General features: G+C 71.7%; 16 protein-coding genes. 10 read left to right on the plus strand and 6 right to left on the minus strand.

Going from position 1 to position 19,952, the window contains the following annotated elements; translation table 11 throughout:
* Positions 1 to 153 precede the first annotated feature (153 nt).
* Positions 154 to 1,230, minus strand: a complete 1,077-nt coding sequence (locus Pta02_RS28370; RefSeq protein WP_203878014.1) for a baeRF2 domain-containing protein — start codon at positions 1,228 to 1,230, stop codon at positions 154 to 156.
* A complete protein-coding gene (locus Pta02_RS28375; protein ID WP_203878015.1) occupies positions 1,230 to 1,649 on the minus strand; it encodes a DUF2795 domain-containing protein in 420 nt (139 codons plus the stop codon). The genes Pta02_RS28370 and Pta02_RS28375 overlap by 1 nt, the downstream gene beginning before the upstream one ends.
* Positions 1,650 to 1,862: 213 nt before the next feature.
* Between Pta02_RS28375 and Pta02_RS28380 the strand changes: the two genes are divergently transcribed.
* The 10 genes from Pta02_RS28380 (at position 1,863) to Pta02_RS28425 (ending at position 15,883) form a co-directional block, all read left to right on the plus strand.
* A complete protein-coding gene (locus Pta02_RS28380) occupies positions 1,863 to 3,050 on the plus strand; it encodes a bifunctional cobalt-precorrin-7 (C(5))-methyltransferase/cobalt-precorrin-6B (C(15))-methyltransferase (protein ID WP_203878016.1) in 1,188 nt (395 codons plus the stop codon).
* 108 nt (positions 3,051 to 3,158) lie between these two features.
* A complete protein-coding gene (locus Pta02_RS28385) occupies positions 3,159 to 3,986 on the plus strand; it encodes a sirohydrochlorin chelatase (RefSeq protein WP_203878017.1) in 828 nt (275 codons plus the stop codon).
* 30 nt (positions 3,987 to 4,016) lie between these two features.
* Positions 4,017 to 5,132, plus strand: a complete 1,116-nt coding sequence (locus Pta02_RS28390; RefSeq protein ID WP_203878018.1) for a nicotinate-nucleotide--dimethylbenzimidazole phosphoribosyltransferase — start codon at positions 4,017 to 4,019, stop codon at positions 5,130 to 5,132.
* 214 nt (positions 5,133 to 5,346) lie between these two features.
* Positions 5,347 to 6,579, plus strand: a complete 1,233-nt coding sequence (gene cobA / locus Pta02_RS28395; protein ID WP_203878019.1) for a uroporphyrinogen-III C-methyltransferase — start codon at positions 5,347 to 5,349, stop codon at positions 6,577 to 6,579.
* A complete protein-coding gene (locus tag Pta02_RS28400; protein ID WP_239131287.1) occupies positions 6,576 to 8,930 on the plus strand; it encodes a GTPase in 2,355 nt (784 codons plus the stop codon). Before cobA ends, Pta02_RS28400 begins: the two co-directional genes overlap by 4 nt.
* Before the next feature lie 88 nt (positions 8,931 to 9,018).
* Positions 9,019 to 10,668, plus strand: coding sequence for a GTP-binding protein (locus tag Pta02_RS28405; protein ID WP_203878020.1), 1,650 nt, complete (start codon positions 9,019 to 9,021; stop codon positions 10,666 to 10,668).
* 231 nt (positions 10,669 to 10,899) lie between these two features.
* Positions 10,900 to 11,559 (plus strand): single-stranded DNA-binding protein, encoded by a 660-nt coding sequence (locus Pta02_RS28410; RefSeq protein WP_203878021.1) that lies wholly within the window; start codon positions 10,900 to 10,902, stop codon positions 11,557 to 11,559.
* A 552-nt stretch (positions 11,560 to 12,111) separates the two neighbouring features.
* Positions 12,112 to 13,410, plus strand: a complete 1,299-nt coding sequence (locus Pta02_RS28415) for a GGDEF domain-containing protein (protein WP_203878022.1) — start codon at positions 12,112 to 12,114, stop codon at positions 13,408 to 13,410.
* Between the two features lie 164 nt (positions 13,411 to 13,574).
* Positions 13,575 to 15,239: an energy-dependent translational throttle protein EttA gene (gene ettA / locus Pta02_RS28420; protein WP_203878023.1), complete on the plus strand. Its 1,665-nt coding sequence runs from the start codon at positions 13,575 to 13,577 to the stop codon at positions 15,237 to 15,239.
* Positions 15,240 to 15,436: 197 nt separating this feature from the next.
* Complete coding sequence (locus tag Pta02_RS28425) at positions 15,437 to 15,883, plus strand: acyl-CoA thioesterase (protein WP_239131288.1); 447 nt, start codon at positions 15,437 to 15,439, stop codon at positions 15,881 to 15,883.
* 8 nt (positions 15,884 to 15,891) lie between these two features.
* On the opposite strand, the gene Pta02_RS28430 is transcribed toward Pta02_RS28425, so the two are convergent.
* The 4 genes from Pta02_RS28430 to Pta02_RS28445 form a co-directional block, all read right to left on the minus strand.
* Entirely contained in the window at positions 15,892 to 17,421 is a 1,530-nt protein-coding gene (locus tag Pta02_RS28430; RefSeq protein ID WP_203878024.1) for a glycoside hydrolase family 13 protein, read from the minus strand.
* Between the two features lie 30 nt (positions 17,422 to 17,451).
* Positions 17,452 to 17,850, minus strand: a complete 399-nt coding sequence (locus Pta02_RS28435; protein WP_203878025.1) for a globin — start codon at positions 17,848 to 17,850, stop codon at positions 17,452 to 17,454.
* A gap of 80 nt (positions 17,851 to 17,930) precedes the next feature.
* Positions 17,931 to 18,806 (minus strand): mechanosensitive ion channel family protein, encoded by an 876-nt coding sequence (locus tag Pta02_RS28440; protein WP_239131289.1) that lies wholly within the window; start codon positions 18,804 to 18,806, stop codon positions 17,931 to 17,933.
* A 527-nt stretch (positions 18,807 to 19,333) separates the two neighbouring features.
* Entirely contained in the window at positions 19,334 to 19,621 is a 288-nt protein-coding gene (locus Pta02_RS28445; RefSeq protein WP_203878027.1) for a hypothetical protein, read from the minus strand.
* Positions 19,622 to 19,952: the final 331 nt, after the last annotated feature.

Here is a 19,952-nt window from a genome sequence, read left to right on the forward strand (position 1 = left end):
GCCGTACGGGAACCGGCCGCACGGAGCGGCTCCGGCCGGGAGCGGAACCCGGTCCGGAGCGGGCTTGACCGGCACGGAGCCGATCGCGGACCTCTGGGTCGCGGACCCCGGTCACGGACCCCCGATCGCGGACCCCTCGGCCGCGGGCCCCGCTCAGAAGCGGAGCAGCGCGGCGACCTCGTCCCGGGTGTCGAGCTCGGGCACGAAGACCAGCTGGGCGTCCGTCATGACGGCCGCCCGGGCCAGTGCGGCGTCCGCGCGCTCCTCCACGGGCTCGCTCACGCCCCACGTGCGCAGTTCCTCCGGGTCGGGTCCCAGCTGGTCCCCGCCGGGCCCGATCCACATCATGCCGTCGGCGGTGGAGTGGTCGACCATGAGCAGGGTGTCCACCCTCCTCTCCCGGAAGGCCTTGGCGACGGCGTCCAGGCCGGTGACCGCCAGATCCCGGGGAAGGGCCTCCCCGAAGCGCTCCAGCAGCCGGGCCCGCCGGCGGTCGAGCCAGTCGTCGAGGGTCGCCTCGACCTCCTTGCCGAACATCGTGGGATCACTGCCCTCGGCCCGGTTGCCGTGCTCCACCACCACGGTGCGCTCGGCGGCCTCGTGGCCCAGATGCTGCCTGAACAGGGGCACCGCCTTCGGGTCCCCCGCCACGACCACCAGTTCGGCGCCCATGCGGCGGACCTCCCGGTCCACCTCCTCGGCCACCGTCTTGGCGTTGTGCTCCCAGGCCTTCTCCACGCTGTTCTCATAGCGCCGCTGGGACCAGCCGCCCTGGCCCGTCTTCTGCAGCGGCCAGTCCTCGGCCGGCTGCACCTGCGTACGGCGGGGCGCCCCCGCGCCGATCGCGATCACGTCCGCGCCCGTGCGGTCGATGAGCACCTGCACGTGGGGCACGTTCTCGCCCCGCTGGGCCAGCAGCGGCATGAGGTGCGGCAGCGGGGACCAGCGGGAGGTCTCCCTGCGGGGCTTGTCGGGCAGGGCCTCGGTGTAGAGGACCTCGCCGTCGGCGGCGAAGGCCGCGCGGCCGGGCGCCGCGGCGTCGACGGAGGTGATCAGAGTCTCCAGCGCCTGGAGCGTGGCCTGGTCGGCGCCCTTCAGACGCTCGGCCGCGGCCTTCCAGTGGAGCTCGACCTCCTGCTCACCCTGCGGGATGGCACGGTTGCTGTCGAGGTAGACCGATGCGAAGGGGCCCTGGCGTTCGTACAGGTACTGAAAGGCATCGAGTTTCATTACTGCCTCCTCTCCTCCTTGCCGTACCCGAGCGCCTCGGCCACCTCCGCCAGATTCGTGTAGGTGGCGTTCGGCAGCGACCGCAGCTCCTCGATGACCGGATCGGGCGCGCCCTCCATCTCGGCACGGGACAGAAGGGCGTCGCGGTCGGCGGGGAACACGCTGGTCCCACTGATCCACTTGGCGAGGTTGCCGCGGCGCTCCACATCAGAGGGGGACATGCCGACCGGCGCACCCGGCTCGCGGTCGGCCGGCCGGGACGGGGACCGCGTCATACCGTCCTCCGCCACCGCGGGCATGGGCTCGGGCTCTTTCCACTCCTCCGCGTGGGTGGTGCCCCCGCCTCGGGTCAATCCCTCGGTCTCGTGCTTCTGCTGATCGTCCAGACGCGAACCGTGCTTGGCGCTTCCGCGTTCCATGGTCGTCACCCCTTTCACACAGGTGATTGCCCCCATACCCGGCCGATTGAGGACAAACATCGTGGTTGCACGGGCTTGACCCCATGCGGCCAGCCTTGACCGGAGCATTGCGAGGCCGATTACGGCACCGGCCGTAATCCGCAGGGAAGCAGTGCCCGCACCTGGTCTGATCCGCGCCGAGCCGTCACTCTGGAGACGAGGGCGGTGAGCAGGATGATCACAGTGGTCGGGGTGGACGGATCGGAACTGTCCGCAGTCGCGCGGGCCAGACTGGACGAGGCCGTCGCGGTCACCGGGCCGGAACGGGCCTTCCGCCGGCTGGGCCCGGCGCCCGTCAAGGCCCGGCGGCTGGACGGGCCGCTGCTGGAGGTCGTCGACGCCCATCTGGAGGAGGGCGAGGGCCGGCTGGTCGTGCTCACGGAGGGGGATCCCGGTCTCTTCGACGTGGTCAGGGACCTGCGCGGGCACGGCGTCATGCCCGAGGTGCTGCCCGCGCTCCCGCTCGCCTCGCGCGCCTTCGCCAGGGCCGGGCTGGCCTGGGAGGACGCCCTCGTCGTCACCGGCGAACGGCTCGACCGGGTGGTGAACGCCTGCCGGGCCCACCACAAGGTCGCCGTGCTCGTCGGCCCCGGCGTCGGCCCGGCCGAGATCGCCAGGGAACTGGCCCCCACCACGCCCCGCGCACTGATCGTCTGCGAGGACCTCGGCGGGCCCGACGAGCGGATCACGCACAGCCGGATGGGCGAGGCCACCACGCGGCCGTGGAAGGACCCCGACGTGGTGCTCGTGCTGGACCCGCTGCACCGGCCGTACGCGCCCGGCTGGGTCGCCGGGGCCCGGCCCGGACCTCCGGAGTGGGCGCTGGACTTCGACGGCGGCGGGCTGAGCCCCGAGGTCCGGGCCTTCGTGCTGGCCAAGATCGGCCCCCGGCTGGGCGACCTCGTCTGGGACGTCGGCGCGGGCTCGGGAGAGATCGCGGTGGAGTGCGCCAGGCTCGGCGCGGCCGTGGTGGCGGTGGAGCGCGAGGAGGAGGCCTGCGTCAGGCTGCGCCGCAACGTCATCGCACACGGCGTGAAGGTCGCCCTGACCCGGGGGCAGGCACCGCCGGCCCTGGAGCCGCTGGCCGACCCGGACGCGGTCTTCGTCGGCGGGGGAGGGGCCGACGTGGTCGAGGTCTGCGCGGCCCGCAACCCCAGGGTCCTGGTCTGCGCGCTGCGGACCGTCGAGCAGGTCGTCACCGTGCTGGAGATCCTGCGCCGGCACGGCTACCAGGCCGAAGGCGTGCAGATCCAGTCGTCCCGGCTGGCCCTGTATCCCGACGGGACCCACGGCCTGGCCGCCGCCGATCCGGTCTTCGTCGTGCACTCTTTCCGATCGCGTCCTGACGAGTCCAAACCGTGAACGGGTGAATGTTGTGGATCCGTAACCTGTCGCCAAGCCACCGTCATCGGCTATCCTCGCGGGGCGCCGCTGAGTAACACCAGGTCAAGGTCATTGGAGTCCTTTTCTATGAAGCCGCCGCTGCTGCTCATCGGGCAGGGCTCGCATGATGACAACGGATCGGCCGAGTTCGGCAGGTTCGTCCACAGGCTCCGATGCCGCCTGGACCAGACCGCCGCCGACGTCTCCGGCGGATACATCGTCCGGGCCAGGCCGCGTCTCAGTGACTCGATCGCCTCGCTGGTCGCGCGCGGCCACCACCGCATGGTGGCGCTGCCGCTGATGCTCACCGGCGACACCCGCCTCGGCGCCGACATCCCCGCCGCGATGGCCCGCGAGCAGGAGCGCCACCCCATGCTCACCTGCGACTACGGCCGCCCGCTGGGATCCGACCCCCGGGTCCTGGCCCTGCTCGCCGAGCGGCTGGCCGACGCCGCCACCGAGGTCCCCCGGCTCCGCCTGGTCGCCGCGTCCGGAGGCCCGCTGGAGGAGGAGCCCGAGGGGATCGAGCCCGGAGAGACCGCCGTGGTGCTGGTCGGCGACGGCTCCACCTGCCCGACCTCCAACGCCGACGTGCACCGGGTCTCCCGCCTGTTCTGGGAGACCCACGCCCACGACTACATGACGGTGGAGACGGCTTTCGCCTCCCTCACCCCGCCCGGCGTGCCCGGCGGCATCGAGCGCTGCCGCCGCCTGGGCGCCAAGCGCGTCATCGTCGTGCCCTACCTGCTGTTCGCCGGGGGCCTGCTGGACAGGGTCTGGGCCCAGGCGATGTCCTACGCCGCCGGTCATCCGGACCTCGACGTGCGCTGCGCCGAGGCCATCGGCGACTGCGAGGCGCTGGCCGACGTGGTCATCGAGCGTTACGAGGAGGCGCTCAGCGCCGCCGCCTGGTGATCCGCCCGGCCCTTCGTGGACACTGGTGGCATGATCACTCTTGAGCGGACCATCGCCGCGATCCGGCCCCGTGACCCCGGAGCCGTCGCGGAGGCCCGAGCCCACCAGGACCGGCTGACCAAACCCCGGGGCGCGCTGGGAGCCCTGGAGGAGGTGGCGGTACGGCTGGCGGGGGCCGCGGGGGTCAGCCCCGCGCCCGTCCCCGCGCCGCCCGCACTGGCGATCTTCGCCGCCGACCACGGCGTGCACGCCCAGGGCGTGAGCCCCTGGCCGCAGGAGGTCACCCAGCAGATGGTGGGCAACTTCCTGGCCGGCGGCGCCGTGGCCAACGCCTTCGCGGCCCAGGTCAGGGCCACCGTGACCGTCGTGGACGTCGGCGTCGCGGCCGACCTCACCCCCGCCCCGGGCCTGACGATCAGGAAGGTCGCCCACGGCACCGCGGACCTGTCCCAGGGACCCGCGATGACCGTCGAGCAGGCCGTGGCGGCGCTGGAGGCCGGGATCGAGGTGGCCCGCGAGCTCGTCGAGCGGGGCGCCCGCTGCCTGATCACCGGTGACATGGGCATCGCCAACACCACCGCCTCGGCCGCTCTGATCTGCGCCTTCACCGGGCAGGAAGCCGCCGGGGCGACCGGGCGGGGGACCGGCGTCGACGACGACACCCTGGCCCGCAAGGTGGAGATCGTCCGCCGGGCCCTGCGGGTGAACGGCCTGGACGGCGGGCCGGCCGTGCCCGCCGCGGGAGGGAACGGGCCGGAGGGCGAGCCGGGGACCGCGCCCGCGCTGCGGGCGCTGGCGGCGGTCGGCGGGCTGGAGCACGCGGCCATCGCCGGGTTCATCCTGGGCGGGGCCGCGCTGCGGGTGCCGGTCATCCTCGACGGCGTGATCTCGGGTTCGGCGGCGCTCGCCGCTGCGGCGCTGGCGCCCGACGTGGTCGACCACTGCGTGGCGGGGCACCGCTCGGCCGAGCCGGGCCACGCCCTCGCGCTCGCGCACCTGGGCCTGCGCCCCCTGGTCGAGCTGGAGCTCCGGCTCGGCGAGGGCACCGGCGGACTGCTCGCCCACCCTCTGGTGTGCGCGGCGGTCCGGGTCATGCACGAGGTGGCGACGTTCGACTCGGCGGGGGTCAGCGAGAAGGAGGTCTGACCCGGTGGAGTCGCGGGCCGGATCCCGTACGCGGGAGGCGGCCGGCCCGCGATCTCACCAGGTGGATACGGCTTGACACGATTTCGCCTCTTCAGGGTGGTGATGATGTCAAGCTTGTTAACACAGTGACATCAAACGGCGTCCTGCAAGCCGGTAGGTTTACCTCCGAACACGCCCCGCTTCACCGTTCGTCGCGAACAGGAGATCTGTCGCTATGTCGCCCTACCTGCTCGGTCTGCGCCTCTCCGGGCGGCGGGTGCTCGTCGTCGGCGGAGGTCGCGTCGCCCAGCGGCGTGTGCCGGCCCTGCTGGACGCCGGAGCCCTGGTCACCATCGTCTCCACCAGCGTCACGCACGCACTCGACGACCTCATCGCGAGCGGACGCGTCACCTGGGAGGCCCGGCCGTACCAGGTGGGAGACGTGGACGGCGCCTGGCTGGTGCAGGCCTGCACCGACGACAGAGCCGTGAACACCGCGATCGCCGCCGAGGCGGAGGCCAAGCGGATCTGGTGCGTGCGCGCCGACGACAAGGACGCCTCGGCCGCGTGGACCCCGGCCAGCGGGCGGGTCGGCGAGATCGGGGTGGCGATCACCGCCGGCGGCGACCCGCAGCGGGCCGCCGGGATCCGGGACGCCGTGGTGGAGGCGCTGCGCGACGGCACGGTCGACGCCCGGCGCAGCCGTACCAAGCCGGTCGGCGTCGCCCTGGTCGGCGGCGGCCCCGGCGACCCCGGCCTGATCACGGTCCGCGGGCGGCAGCTGCTCGCCCAGGCCGACGTGGTCATCGCCGACCGCCTGGCCCCGCAGGCCCTGCTCGACGAGCTGGCCCCGGACGTCGAGCTGATCGACGCGGCGAAGATCCCCTATGGCCGTTACCTGGCCCAGGAGCGGATCAACGAGCTGCTGGTCGAGCACGCCAAGCAGGGCAAGTTCGTGGTCCGGCTCAAGGGCGGCGACCCGTTCGTCTTCGGCCGGGGCGGCGAGGAGATGCTCGCCTGCGCCCGCGAGGGCATCCCGGTCGTCGTGGTGCCCGGGATCACCAGCCCGGTCGCGGTGCCCGGCGCGGCGGGGGTCCCGGTGACGCATCGGGGCGTCAGCCAGGAGTTCCATGTGATCTCGGTGCACGTCCCGCCGGGCGACCCCGCATCCACTGTGAACTGGCCCAACCTGGCGCATTCCGCCGGAACCCTGGTCCTGATGATGGCGGTCGAGCGGATCGCGGTGATCGCCGAGACGCTGATCCGCGAAGGACGTTCGCCGGAAACTCCCGTAATGGTGGTACAGGACGGTACTCTTCCCACCCAGCGAGCTCTTTACGCCACGCTCACCGATGTGGCGGAGCGCGTGACCGCGGCTGGGATTCGGCCACCGGCGATCGTGATCGTCGGCGACGTCGTGAAGGTCGGCCAGGAGGTCGAGATGGTTCGAGCGGAGCGGGTTCCGTGAAATCGGCTGCCAACAGGCCCGCGCACCCGGGCGAGGGCGACCCCCGGCTCGACGACGCCGCCCCGCAGGCGTCCGGCGGCGCGCCCGAAGAGCACCCGGAGTCCCTGGGCGAGCAGACCGTGGCCTTCCGCGCCATCCGCGACGACGACGTGGTCTCGGTCGAGGACGACGAGCCGGTGCGGGACGAACAGGACGAGTCCGTGCAGGACGACGAGGCGTCCCCCGACGGCCCCGGCGAGGACGGTGACGCCGCCGCCCCCGGCGGTGGTGACGAGGGCGCCGATGCCGGTGACGCGGAGTCCTCGGGTGAGGACGACGCGGCTCCTGAGCCGTCGATCCGGCCCGCCGCGGATGACGACGGCCGCGATGACGGTGAGGTGGAGTCCCCGGCCGAGGACGACGCGGCCCCCGAGCTGTCGATCCGGCCCGCCGGTTCCGGCGAGGAGGACTCCGGCGCCGACGAGAGCGCCGAGGGCGGCGACGGCTCCGAGGACGAGGACGCCTCTGAGGACGGGGACGCCACCCCCGGGCTGTCGATCCGCCCCGCCGGTTCCGGCGAGGACTCCGGCGCCGACGAGAGCGCCGAGGACGACGATCCGGCGGAGGAGGACGAGGACGCCTTCTGGCCGACCGCGGCGGTCTCCGACGGGGCGCGTGTCCGCGAGGCCCCGGTGCCCGAGGAGGTCTCCGAGGCGCTGACCAGGGCCCTGACGGCCCTGCGGGAGAGCGTCACCGGGCTGAGCTTCGGGCTGGACCTCCCCGGCGTGGAGGAGGCCAGGCGGGCCCAGGCCGAGATCCTGACGCAGCTCGACGACTACGTGATCCCGCGGATCCACATGAGCACCGCGCCGGCGCTCATCGTCGTCGCGGGCTCCACCGGGGCGGGCAAGTCCACGCTTCTCAACACGCTGGCCAACGCGCGGGTCAGCGCCACCGGCGTGCGCCGCCCGACCACCGCCACCCCGGTGCTCGCCTGCCACCCCGACGACCACGAGTGGTTCGCCAAGGGCGACCTGCTCGGCGGCCTGGAGCGACTGGAGGCGCCCAGCCACAAGACCGGGACGGACGGGCTCGTCCTCGTCTCCACCGAGCGCCTGCCGCAGAGCGTGGCGCTGCTCGACACCCCCGACATCGACTCGGTCGTCGAGACCCACCACGAGATCGCGCACCGCATGCTCGACGCCGCCGATCTGTGGATCTTCGTCACCACCGCCGCCCGTTACGCCGACGCCCCGGCCTGGAGGCTGCTGCGGCTGGCCAAGGAGCGCGGCGCCCGGCTGGCGATCGTGCTGTCGCGCGTCCCGCCCAAGTCGCGCGAGGTGGTCACCAAGCACTTCGTCCGGATGCTCACCGAGTACGGCCTCGGCGACGTCGAGCGGTTCGTCATCAACGAGAGCAAGGTCACCGACGGCATGCTGCCCGACCACGAGGTCACCGAGCTGCGGCTCTGGCTGGCCGAGCTGTCGGTGGACGACCAGCGCCGGGCGCAGGCCGTGCGGTCGACGCTGACCGGTGTGCTCGACAGCTTCCGGACGCGGGTCCCGGCCCTGGCCAGGCACCTGGAGGCCCAGGTGGCCTTCAGGACCGAGTTGCGCCGCGACGTCGACGCCGCCTACGCCGCCGCGATGGTCGAGATCGACGAGGCCACCGGTGACGGCTCGCTGCTGCGCGGGGAGGTGCTCGCCAGGTGGCAGGACTTCACCGGGTCGGGCGACCTCATGCGCACCCTGCACCTGCGCCGGCCCGGCCGGTTCGCGGGCAAGGCCGGCCACCAGGGTCCCGAACGGCTCAGCGCGCTGAAGACCGCCCTCCGTACGGCCCTGGAGTCGGTCATCGTCTCGGCCGCGCAGCGGGCCGCCGAGGAGGCGGTGGCGCGCTGGCTCAACCGCCCCGGGGCGGGCGAGACACTGGCCGCCACGCCGGGCCTGGGCCGCCCGTCGGAGGACTTCGTGCGCCGCGCCGGCCGTACGGTCGCCGCCTGGCAGGAGCACATCGTCCAGCTCATCCGCACCGAGGGCGTCACGAAGCGGACGGTGGCCCGCCTGGTCTCCTTCGACGTCGAGTCCCTGGCCCTGATCTTCGCGATCGGGCTGCTGGGGTACGGCACCGCGGAGATCGAGGTCGCGGGCAAGGGCGCGCTGCCCCAGCGGCTGCTGCACGCGCTGCTCGGCGCCGAGTCCCTGCGCAACATCTCCGCCAAGGCGCGCAACGACCTGCGGGCCCGGATCGGCATGCTGTTCGACGACGAGACGTCGCGTTACATCCAGGCCCTCGACAGCGCGGGCATCCCCGACGAGGCCGCCGCCACCCGTCTCTACCAGGCGACGTACAACCTCGAGGTGGCCCGATGAGGAGCGAGCCCGGCGCGGCGAGCGCGGTGCGCGCCGTACGTGCCCCCGGCACGGCGGCGTGTGAGGAACAAGGAGTGGCAGGCGACCGATGACCACCGTAGGCACCACCCCCACCCAGACGCGCCAGGGCCTCGGAAGCAGGCTCGCGGCGCTGACCCGGATCGTGGAACTCGGACCGGGCAGAGTCGACCCCAAACTCCTCACCGAGTCCGGCCAGCTGCTGCTGCGCGCCGGTGACCGCCTGAAGCTCTCCTCCGACCACACGGTCGTCGCCCTCGCCGGGGGGACGGGCAGCGGAAAGTCGTCGCTGTTCAACTCCATCTCCGGGCTCGACCTGTCGCCGACCGGAGTGCGCCGCCCGACCACCGCCCGTACCCACGCCTGCGTGTGGGGCCTGGAGGGGGCCGGGCCGCTGCTCGACTGGCTGCAGATCCAGTGGCGGCACCGGTTCGCCAGGGCCAGCGCGCTGGACAAGGGAGAGAGCCGGCTGCACGGCCTGATCCTGCTCGACCTGCCCGACCACGACTCGATCCGGGCCCTCACCGACACCGAGGCCGACCGGTTGATCCAGGTCGCCGACCTGGTGGTGTGGGTGCTCGACCCGCAGAAGTACGCCGACGCGTCCACCCACCGGCGCTACGTGACCGAACTGGCCGGGCACGACGCGGTGACGGTCTTCGTGCTCAACCAGGCCGACCGGCTGGCCCCGGAGGAACTGGCCGAGTGCGTCGCGGACCTGGACGACCTGCTGCGCCGCGAGGGCGTCGAGAACCCCGTCATCGTGACCACCTCCGCGGTCACGGGCAAGGGAGTGGACAACCTCAAGGCCGTCCTGGCCGACACCGTGAGCAGGCGCCGGGCGGCGATCCAGCGTCTTGAGGCCGACCTCGACCGGCTGACCCGGCGCCTGGGCAAGGTCATGCCCGACGACGACGCCCCGCCCCCGCCGGCCGCCATCGACGACGCCCGCAGGATCGGCCTGACCGACGCCCTGTGCGACGCCGTCGGCGTGCCCGCCGTCGGCGAGGCGATGGAGAACGTGTACGGCGTGCGGTCCGTGGAGTGGGTCGGCTGGCCGTACGCCCGCTGGGGCAAGAGGCTCCGCCGTGACCCGCTCAGCAGCCTGCGCCTGGGCGACCTCAAGGACGAGATCCGCGGCCTGACCGGCGGTTCGGTCAGCGCGCAGCCCGCCGAGGTGGACAACGCGATCCAGGCCCTGGCCGACGGGCTCACCACCGGCATGCACGAGGCCTGGCAGAACGGCGTCCGGGACGCCGCGCGCTCCCGCTCGGCCCAGCTGCCCCAGGTGCTCTCGGAGGAGCTGACCGAGGTGGCCCCCTCCCTGGACCGGGTCCCCGCGTGGTGGCGGCTGCTGCTGGTCTGGCAGTACCTGCTGGTCCTGCTGTTCGTCGCCGGTCTCGTCTGGGTCGGTACGGCCCTGGCCTACGGGGTGTTCGAGATCGGCACCCTCCCGGAGAGCCTGGAGATGTTCGGCGACGCGGCCTCCCTGCCGTGGGTCGGGCTGATGATGCTCTCCGTTCTCGGCCTGGGAGTGCTCACGGCCGTGGCCTCCAGGAACGTGGTGGTCCTGGGGGCGGCGAACGAGCGCGACCGTCTCGAGCGCGAGATGCGCCGCAGGATCGGCTCGGTCGCCGAGGGCATGGTGATCGAACCCGTCGAGCGCGAGCTGGCCCGTTACAACGAGTTCTACGGAGCGATGAGAAGCGTGCGGGGCTGACTTCCTGGCCGGCCTCGCCCGAGTATGCGCGTGCGGCGCTGATTTCTCGCCCCGATATGGACGTGCGGGGCCGATTTCCCCGGTCGGACCCGTCCGGGCGTGGCCGTCCACAGCCCCGGGCGTTCGCGGGAGGTCATCCACAGATCGTGGTTCGGTGGCCCGTGCCGCAGGCGGCACGGGCCACTGTGTCCTCACAGCGCGGGCAGCCCGCCCGCTCCCATGGGAGGCACGATGAACGACATCTACGTCACGCTGACCGGTAACGTCGCAGCCCCGCCGCGTCAGCACACCTTTCCCGACGGGTCGCGGGTCACCTCGCTGAGGGTGGCCTCGACGAGCCGCTACTTCGACCGGCGCGTCCAGGAATGGCGCAACGGGGAGACGACCTACTTCGGGATCCGCTGCTTCCGGGGGCTCGCCGACAACGTCGCCCAGTCGATCCAGACCGGCCAGCCGGTGGTCGTCCAGGGACGGCTGCGCATCCGGGAGTTCGTCCACGAGGGGGAGCGCCGGTTCATGGCGGAGGTGGAGGCCAGCTCGCTCGGGCACGACTTGCGCTGGGGGCTGGGAAGCTTCAGCAGGCCGCAGCGCAGCGGAGCCGCCCCGGTGCTGGGCAGCGAGGAGCGTGACGAGCTCGACCGGGAGACCCACGACTGGGCGCTGGGCGGGCCCGATCCCGCGGCCCTCCGCTCCCCGGGCGACGCGGAGCGGCAGGACGTCATGGGGATCCGGGAAGGCGAGGTCGTGGCGGACGTCACGCGGAGAGACGACCGGGCCGACGCCGCCGACGGGGACGACGAGGCCGAGGGCGATGGCGAGGGCGGCGAGGTGCTCGCATGGACGGCGAAGGACGACGCACCGTGGCCGGGTGGCGCGGAAGCGGCGGCCTGAGGACGGGTGCGGCCGGCGGGAAGAGGGCGGCGGAGACCGGGTGGCGTGTCCGGCTGGAGGGGATGGCGACGCCCTGAACCGGGTGGCGCGTCCGGCCGATGGGGAAGCGGCGGCCGAGGCTGGGCGCCGTGGCCGTTGACGCGCGGATGGTGGTCTGGCACCGGACAGCATGTCCGGCTGATGCCGGTGGTCTGACGCCTGTCGGCTCGGAGGTCCCGGGTGTCCCGGGGTCAAGCCGTGAGGTCCTGGGAAGGAGGGGGCATCGGCTGGACGGTCGGTGCCCCACTGGTGAGGTTCGGTGACACCGAGGAGATCCGCCGATGGGTCTTGCCCATGTCAGACGCCGAGGCACCTGTCAGATCCAGGTCACGCCCCGCAGCATGGCTGCTCCTTTCCCGCACGACCGCTCGCGGAGAGAGCGGTCTCGGCGATGAGCCGCCTGGAGGACAGCTCAGTGAGCAAAGGTAGCGGTTCCCATCGCATGCCGCACACTCCGCAACTATTGTGTTACACATCGTTAGTCAAAGGGGTCGTTGGTAAAGAGGGGGCGGGATGGCGGTGCCCAGTCACACCTCGGTCAAGTCACGCGACGGCGTGGCGGTCTTGGCCGGCCGGTGGCCTCTGCTCGGGCAGCGCCGCCCGCTCGCCGTCTACCTGTGCGGTGTCATAACGCTGGCACTGGTCGCGATCATCCTGTTCGCCGGGGCGACCGAGTTCCGCTGGAACGACCTGCTGACCTTCACGGCGCTGCTGCTGTGCGGCGCGGTCTGCATCGAGGCGACCCGGCGGCTCGGCATACCGGCCGGCGTCTCGCGGGACATGCTGTCGGCGTGGTGGCTGCCGATCGCGCTGCTCCTGCCGCCGGTCTACGCGTTGCTGGCCCCCATCCCCCTCCAGCTCCTGCTGCAGAAACGCGTCCGTGAGACGTTCGTCCACCGGAGGGTCTTCACCTGCGCGGCCATCGGGCTGGCCGGGTGCGCCGCCTCCGTGCTGTTCCACGCGGCCGGAGGGCCGCGACCCACGCTGAGCGGGGGGACGGGGTGGCCGATCCTCCTCGCGATCGGGTGCGCGGTGCTGTTCGCCCTGGTCAACACCGGGCTGATCGCCGTCGCCGCGCACGCCGCGGATCCCGAGAGCCACTGGCGCGAGGTGCTGTGGGACCGCGAGACCCTGCTGCTCGACGTGGTCGAGCTCTGCCTCGGCGTCATCGTGGCGATCACGTGCGGCATCAACCTGGTGCTGCTGGTCCTGGCGCTGCCGCCGGTGGTCCTGCTCCAGCGGAGCCTCCTGCACGCCCAGCTCCAGGCCGCGGCCCGCACCGACTCCAAGACCGGTCTGCTCAACGCCGCGGCCTGGCAGCGGGAGGCGGACACCGAGATCAGCAGGGCCAGGCGCAACGGCGAGTGCCTCGCCCTGCTGATCATCGACATCGACCACTTCAAGCGCGTCAACGACGCCTACGGGCACCTCCTCGGAGACCAGGTCCTCATCGGCGTGGCGGGCACGTTGCGCAACCAGCTGCGTGACTACGACGTGGTGGGCCGGTTCGGCGGGGAGGAGTTCGTGGTCCTGCTTCCCCGGGCCGACGCGGATGAGGCCCAGCGGGTCGCCGAGCGGTTGCGGGTCCGCATCGCCCGGATGAGGATCCCGACCGACGGCACCGAGGTCACCGTGACGGTCTCGACCGGAATCGCGATCATGAAGGTGCACGGAGACGACCTCATCGAACTGCTCGCCGCCGCCGACCTGGCCCTCTACCGGGCCAAGGAGCTCGGCCGGAACCGCTTCTGCCTCCCCGTGCTCCCCACCCCTCCGCTCTGCCCGCCCGACTCCGAGGTGGCACCCGGCTGACCCCGCGGCCCGGCCCCGAGGGCGTCTTCAGGGATGTGGGCGGTGAGGGGAATACCGGACAGCGGGGGCGAAGCCGTACGGCGGGAGCCGGGCGAAGACGGGCAGGCCGGGCGGGGTGGTCGTGAGCGAGCGAGGGTTTGGTGACAGGCCCTAAGCTAGAGGGCATGCCGGAGTACATCTACACGATGCAGCGCGTGCGCAAGGCGCACGGCGACAAGGTTGTTCTCGACGATGTGACGCTGTCGTTCCTGCCGGGCGCCAAGATCGGTGTCCTGGGCCCCAACGGCACCGGGAAGTCGACGCTGCTGAAGATGATGGCGGGCCTGGAGCAGCCGTCCAACGGCGACGCCCGGCTCATGCCCGGCTTCACCGTCGGCATGCTCCAGCAGGAGCCCCCGCTAAACGAGTCCAAGACCGTGCTCGGCAACGTCGAGGAGGGCGTGGCCGAGACCAAGGCCATGCTCGACCGGTTCAACGAGATCGCCGAGCTGATGGCCACCGACTACAGCGACGAGCTGCTGGAGGAGATGGGCAAGCTCCAGGACGCCCTCGACCACCGCAACGGGTGGGATCTCGACAGCCAGCTGGAGCAGGCGATGGACGCCCTGCGCTGCCCGCCGCCGGACGCCGAGGTCACTCAGCTCTCCGGTGGTGAGCGCCGCCGCGTCGCGCTCTGCAAGCTGCTGCTGGAGCAGCCCGACCTGCTCCTGCTCGACGAGCCCACCAACCACCTCGACGCCGAGAGCGTGCAGTGGCTGGAGTCCCACCTGGAGAAATACCCCGGGACCGTCCTGGCCGTCACCCACGACCGCTACTTCCTGGACAACGTCGCCACCTGGATCCTCGAGCTCGACCGCGGCCGCTGCTACCCCTACGAGGGCAACTACTCCACCTACCTGGAGGCCAAGGCCTCGCGTCTGAAGGTCGAGGGCCAGAAGGACGCCAAGCGCAGGAAGCGCCTGGAGGAGGAGCTGCAGTGGGTGCGCTCCAACGCCAGGGCCCGCCAGACCAAGAGCAGGGCCCGTCTCCAGCGCTACGAGGAGATGGCCGCCGAGGCCGACAAGTACCGCAAGCTGGACTTCGAGGAGATCCAGATCCCGCCGGGCCCGCGCCTGGGCACCACGGTCATCCGGGCCGAGAAGCTCACCAAGGGCTTCGAGGACCGCCTCCTGATGGACGGGCTCAGCTTCGACCTGCCGCGCAACGGCATCGTCGGCGTCATCGGCCCGAACGGCGTCGGCAAGACCACGCTCTTCCGCATGATCACCGGAGGCGAGACCCCGGACAGCGGCGGGATCGTCATCGGCGATACCGTCAAGATCTCCTACGCCGACCAGAGCCGCGGCGGCATCGACCCGGGCAAGAACGTCTGGGAGGTCGTCTCCGACGGGCTCGACCACATCAAGGTCGGCAACGTCGAGATGCCCTCGCGGGCCTACATCGCCGCCTTCGGCTTCAAGGGCCCGGACCAGCAGAAGAAGGCCGGGGTCCTGTCCGGTGGCGAGCGCAACCGCCTCAACCTGGCGCTGACCCTCAAGCAGGGCGGCAACGTGCTCCTGCTCGACGAGCCCACCAACGACCTCGACACCGAGACGCTCTCCAGCCTGGAGAACGCGCTGCTCGACTTCCCCGGCTGCGCGGTCATCACCTCGCACGACCGGTGGTTCCTCGACCGCATCGCGACCCACATCCTGGCGTGGGAGGAGGGCTCGAACTGGTTCTGGTTCGAGGGCAACTTCGCCGACTACGAGAAGAACAAGATCGAGCGCATGGGCGCCGAGGCGGCCCGCCCGCACCGCGTGACCTACCGCAAGCTCACCCGCGACTGACACCGGTCGTGACGGGCGGCCCGCCACGCGGGTCCGCCCGTGACCGGCGTCGGCGGGGGTGGCCCGCTACAGGCTCCTCTGGGACCGGCGTCAGCCGGGGTGGCCCGCAACGGGTCCGCCCGTGACCGCCACCGGCCTCCGCGGCCCCCGGAACCCCGCCTTCGGGCGGGGATCCGGGGGCCGCTACGGTTTCCGGTGTGCTCGGACAAACCAGCCTGGACGGCGTGAGCCGCGGTCATCGGCATGTCTTCCCCAGGGCCGTCAGGTTCGCGGACATCGACTCACTGGGCCACGTCAACAACGTGCGCTACTTCGACTATCTCGAAGACGCCCGCCTGGCGATGTTCCACATCGACCCGCACCGGGAGGGACGGGACCCCTTCCGGGGGCTCGTCATCGCCCGGCATGAGATCGACTACCGCAGGCCCCTCACCTTCCGGCCGGACCCGGTCAGGGTGGAGACCTGGGTGAGCGGGATCCGCCCGGTGCGCTTCACGCTCGACTACGAGATCCGCGACGATCACGAGGTCTTCGTCCGCGCCCGCTCGATCCTCGTCGCCTACGACGTGGAGAAGTCCGCTCCCCGCCGGCTGAACGAGGACGAGCTCGCCTATCTGCGCAGGTTCGCCGTCGAGGCCGGATAGACGCCCCGCTACGGCGTGCGGAGCCAGACGGCGGTGTCCGGAGGCAGGACGCCGTCGTCCACGGGGGCGCTGGAGATCAGGACCTCTTCGTACGGCGGGAGCCGTACCGGATCGGTGCCGCAGTTGACGGCGCAGGTCAGCGAGCCCCTGGTGAAGAAGAGGGCGTCCTCGGGGGAGTCCAGCCAGGTGATGCGGCCGGGAAGCGAGGCGCGCAGCTCCCGGCGGATCCGTAGGGCCCGCCGGGAGAAGGCGAGCGTCGAGCCGGGGTCGGCGGACTGGCGCTCGGCGGTCAGCGCGGCCCATTCGAACGGCTGCGGGAGCCAGGGGTCGACGCCGTCGGGGGAGAACCCGAACGGCTCGGTGATCCCCGACCAGGGCAGGGGGACCCGGCAGCCGTCCCGTCCGGGGATCTTCCCGCCCGAGCGGGCGAAGATGGGATCCTGGCGGGCCTCCGGGGGAAGTTCCTTCACCTCGGGGAGACCGAGTTCCTCACCTTGATAGAGATAGGCCGACCCCGGCAGGGCGAGCATGGTCAGCAGCGCCGCCTTGGCGCGGGCCAGGCCGGTGGTGGAGTTGGCCAGCCCCTCGCCGTAGCGGGTCACGGGACGCACCACGTCGTGGTTGGACAGCACCCACGTGGGGGCGGTCCCGGTGACCAGGGTGTCGTCGATGACGGTCTTGAAGGCGGTGGCCGACCAGGGCGCCTCCAGCCAGGCGAAGTTGAAGCTCTGGTGCAGCTCGTCGGGGCGCAGATAGAGGGCCAGGTCCTCGGCGGAGTCGGTCCACACCTCGCCGACGGCCATGCGCTCGCCGGGGTAGGAGTCGAGCACCTTGCGCCACTGCCGGTAGACCTCGTGGACCTCCGGGCGTCCCCATATGGGCGACTCGGCCTTGAACGCCTGCTTGCCCGGCGGGGTGTCGGGCAGCCCCTCGGCCTTGTACAGGCCCATCGCCACGTCGATCCTGAACCCGTCCACCCCCCGGTCCAGCCAGAACCTGAGCACGTCGAGGAACTCGGCGTGCACCTCGGGGTTGCGCCAGTTGAAGTCGGGCTGGGACGGGTCGAACAGGTGCAGGTACCACTGCCCGTCGGGCAGCCGGGTCCAGGCCGGGCCGCCGAAGACCGACTGCCAGTTGTTCGGCGGCCGGGTCCCGCCCTCCCGGAACAGATAGCGCTCGCGCCCCTCGCCGCGCAGGGCGGCCTGGAACCACGGGTGCGCGGAGGAGCTGTGGTTGGGCACGATGTCCACGATCACCCGCAGCCCGAGCGCGTGCGCGTCGGCCACCATCGCGTCGAAGTCGGTCAGGGTGCCGAAGAGCGGGTCGACGTCCCGGTAGTCGGCCACGTCGTAGCCGCCGTCCGCCATGGGCGAGCGGTAGAAGGGCGCCAGCCAGATCGCGTCGACTCCGAGCTCGGCGAGGTACGGCAGGCGCTGCCGGACGCCGGCCAGGTCGCCGACGCCGTCTCCCGAGGCGTCGGCGAAGCTGCGGACGTAGATCTCGTAGACGACGGCCTCACGCCACCAGGGGGCTTCCATGTGTGATGAGTTGCCCCCGCCGGGTGAGGTTTATGCGTCGGGGGCGTTCACCATGCTGTGCGCGGCGTAGACGAGATAGTCCCACAGGCGCTTGTCCAGCTCGGCGGGGAGCTCCAGCGAGTCCACGGCGTCGCGCATGTGCTTGAGCCAGGCGTCGCGCTCGGCGCCGCCGATGACGAACGGGTTGTGCCGCATCCGCAGCCGGGGGTGGCCGCGCTGCTGGCTGTAGGTGCCGGGCCCGCCCCAGTACTGGATCAGGAACATGCGCAGCCGTTCCTCGGCTCCGGCGAGGTCCTCCTGGGGGTAGAGCGGCCACAGCAGCGGGTCTTCGACGACGCCCTCGTAGAAGCGGTGGACGAGACGGCGGAAGATCTCCTCCCCGCCGACGGCCTCGTAGAAGGACTGGGATTCCTCGGTGCTACCTGACACATTTCCAGCCTAAGGGGTGTCCGGGATGAGCCGTCCGCCGCCGGGGGGAAGGACCGCCTCCGGCGGGGGAGGCGGAGGCGTCAGCCGGCGATCGTGATCGCCTCGCGGTCGAGGGCGGCCTTGACGCGGAGGCGGAGTTCGCGGGCGACCTCGGCCTGGTGGGACGGGATGGTCTTGGCGCTGATCCGGAAGACCACGGCCGTGTCGGAGATCTGCTCGATCCCCCAGACCTGCGGCTCCTCGACGATGACGATGTCGCGGAAGGCCGAGTCCTCCCAGATCTCCTCGGCGACCCGCTGCAGGAGCTCGCGGACCGCGGGGACGTCGGCGGTGTAGGCGACCGGGACGTCCACGGTGGCGCGGGACCAGCCCTGCGACTCGTTGCCAACGCGGGTGATGGTGCCGTTGCGCACGTACCAGACCCGGCCGTCGGCGTCGCGCAGGCGGGTGATGCGCAGGGTTACGGCCTCGACGGTGCCGACGGCGGCACCGGCGTCGATCACGTCGCCCACGCCGTACTGGTCCTCCAGGAGCATGAACATGCCGGCGATGAAGTCCTTGACGAGCTCCTGGGCGCCGAAGCCGATGGCCACGCCCACGATTCCGATGCTGGTCAGCAGCGGGGCGATCGGGATGGAAAGGCGGTCCAGGACGGTCAGGCCGGCGGTGCCGAGGATGAGGATCGAGGCCAGGGGGCGCAGCACCGAACCGATGGTCTCCGCACGCTGCCTGCGCCGCTCGGCTGCGACGGCGTCCAGTCCTTCGGGCTGCACCGTCTGCCGTCCTCGCAGGCGCCCGGCCAGCCCGCCGCCGGTGCCCGAGGAGGCCCGCCGTACCACCTGGGTGATCAGGCGGTGGGCCACCTTCCGCAGGATCAGGGCGACGACCACGATGAGTACGACGGCCAGGACGCCCGCGGCCAGAGGGGCCCACTTGGCGGGCAGGACTGCTTCCATGATGGTGCAGATTATGGTGCCATCACCGCTGTTCGTGCCGCACTCGCTGGTCAAGCTCGCTTCCATCTGACCCAGGTCGAAATTCGGGAGCGGACTTGGGCTGGGCTTGGGAGTAGGGCTGGGGGACAGCAGGAACACGGAGAGGATCCCTCCCGGATCGGATCGGTCGGCAAATATGGGGTCAAGTCATCGACCGTACCCATATTGCCGACCGAACCGGCCGCCGTCACATCACGCCGGGGAAGACGGGGACATCGGGACTCGGGGCCGCGGGGGGCGAGTCCTGACGCTCCGGTGACGTACGGCTCGGACGGGGCACGCACCCGGAAGCGTGTCCCGTGCCGTTTCCGTGGGGGGATCCCCCCGATCACCGCCCGGACGAGCCCGGGTGGTGGCTTCGGTTTCGAAGCCGGCGGGGTGCCCAGCGTCCGGGGACGCTCCGCACCGGTCACCCCGCCGGCTCCGTCGAGCCGCGGTGGTGGCGACGAGCCGGGACGGCTGCGCTCCGTCCGGGATCGTCGCCGTCATCATTCGCCCACCGCGGCGAGTACGCGTGCGACCTTGGTCGCGGCACCGGCGGGGTCCTCCGCCGTGTGCATCTTCTCGCCCCAGGACCACCAGTAGTACCAGTCCGGGTGGCTGGGAGCGGAGGCCTGTGCTCGGCAGGTGACGTTCTCCGCCAGACTGGTCGCGTTCGGGTTGATCACACGGACGAAGACGCGGCCCGAATGGGTCCGCACCACCCGGGCGTGCAACCCGCGAGCGTCCAGTTCTGACACCAACCGCTCCAGGTGCCCGAAGTCGTCTCCCTGCACCTCGTTCGCCTCCTTTTAGGTCCCCTATCGCACCGAATTCGGTTCTGGTGACCGGGTCGATTCAATGCTGGTGGGCCCAAGATGACTCACCCCGGCCCGGGGGTCAATGTCACGGATGACGAGGTCAGGGTGGGCGTTCTCCCAAGTAGGTTGAAAGAAACAGTCCGGGGGGAGACGATCCTTAGCCAAGGGCTGTATTGGCTGGTTCCGGATGAGTCAAAGGTGGTCCATCATTCTGGGTAGGCGCAGTGCGACACCTGAATCACACTGAGTCAGCGGGAGAGGACCGGTCGGGACATAGTGTGCCAGCCCGCCCAGCTGGCCACGAGAG

This window comes from Paraplanobispora takensis, assembly GCF_016863195.1.
Taxonomy (GTDB): domain Bacteria; phylum Actinomycetota; class Actinomycetes; order Streptosporangiales; family Streptosporangiaceae; genus Planobispora; species Planobispora takensis.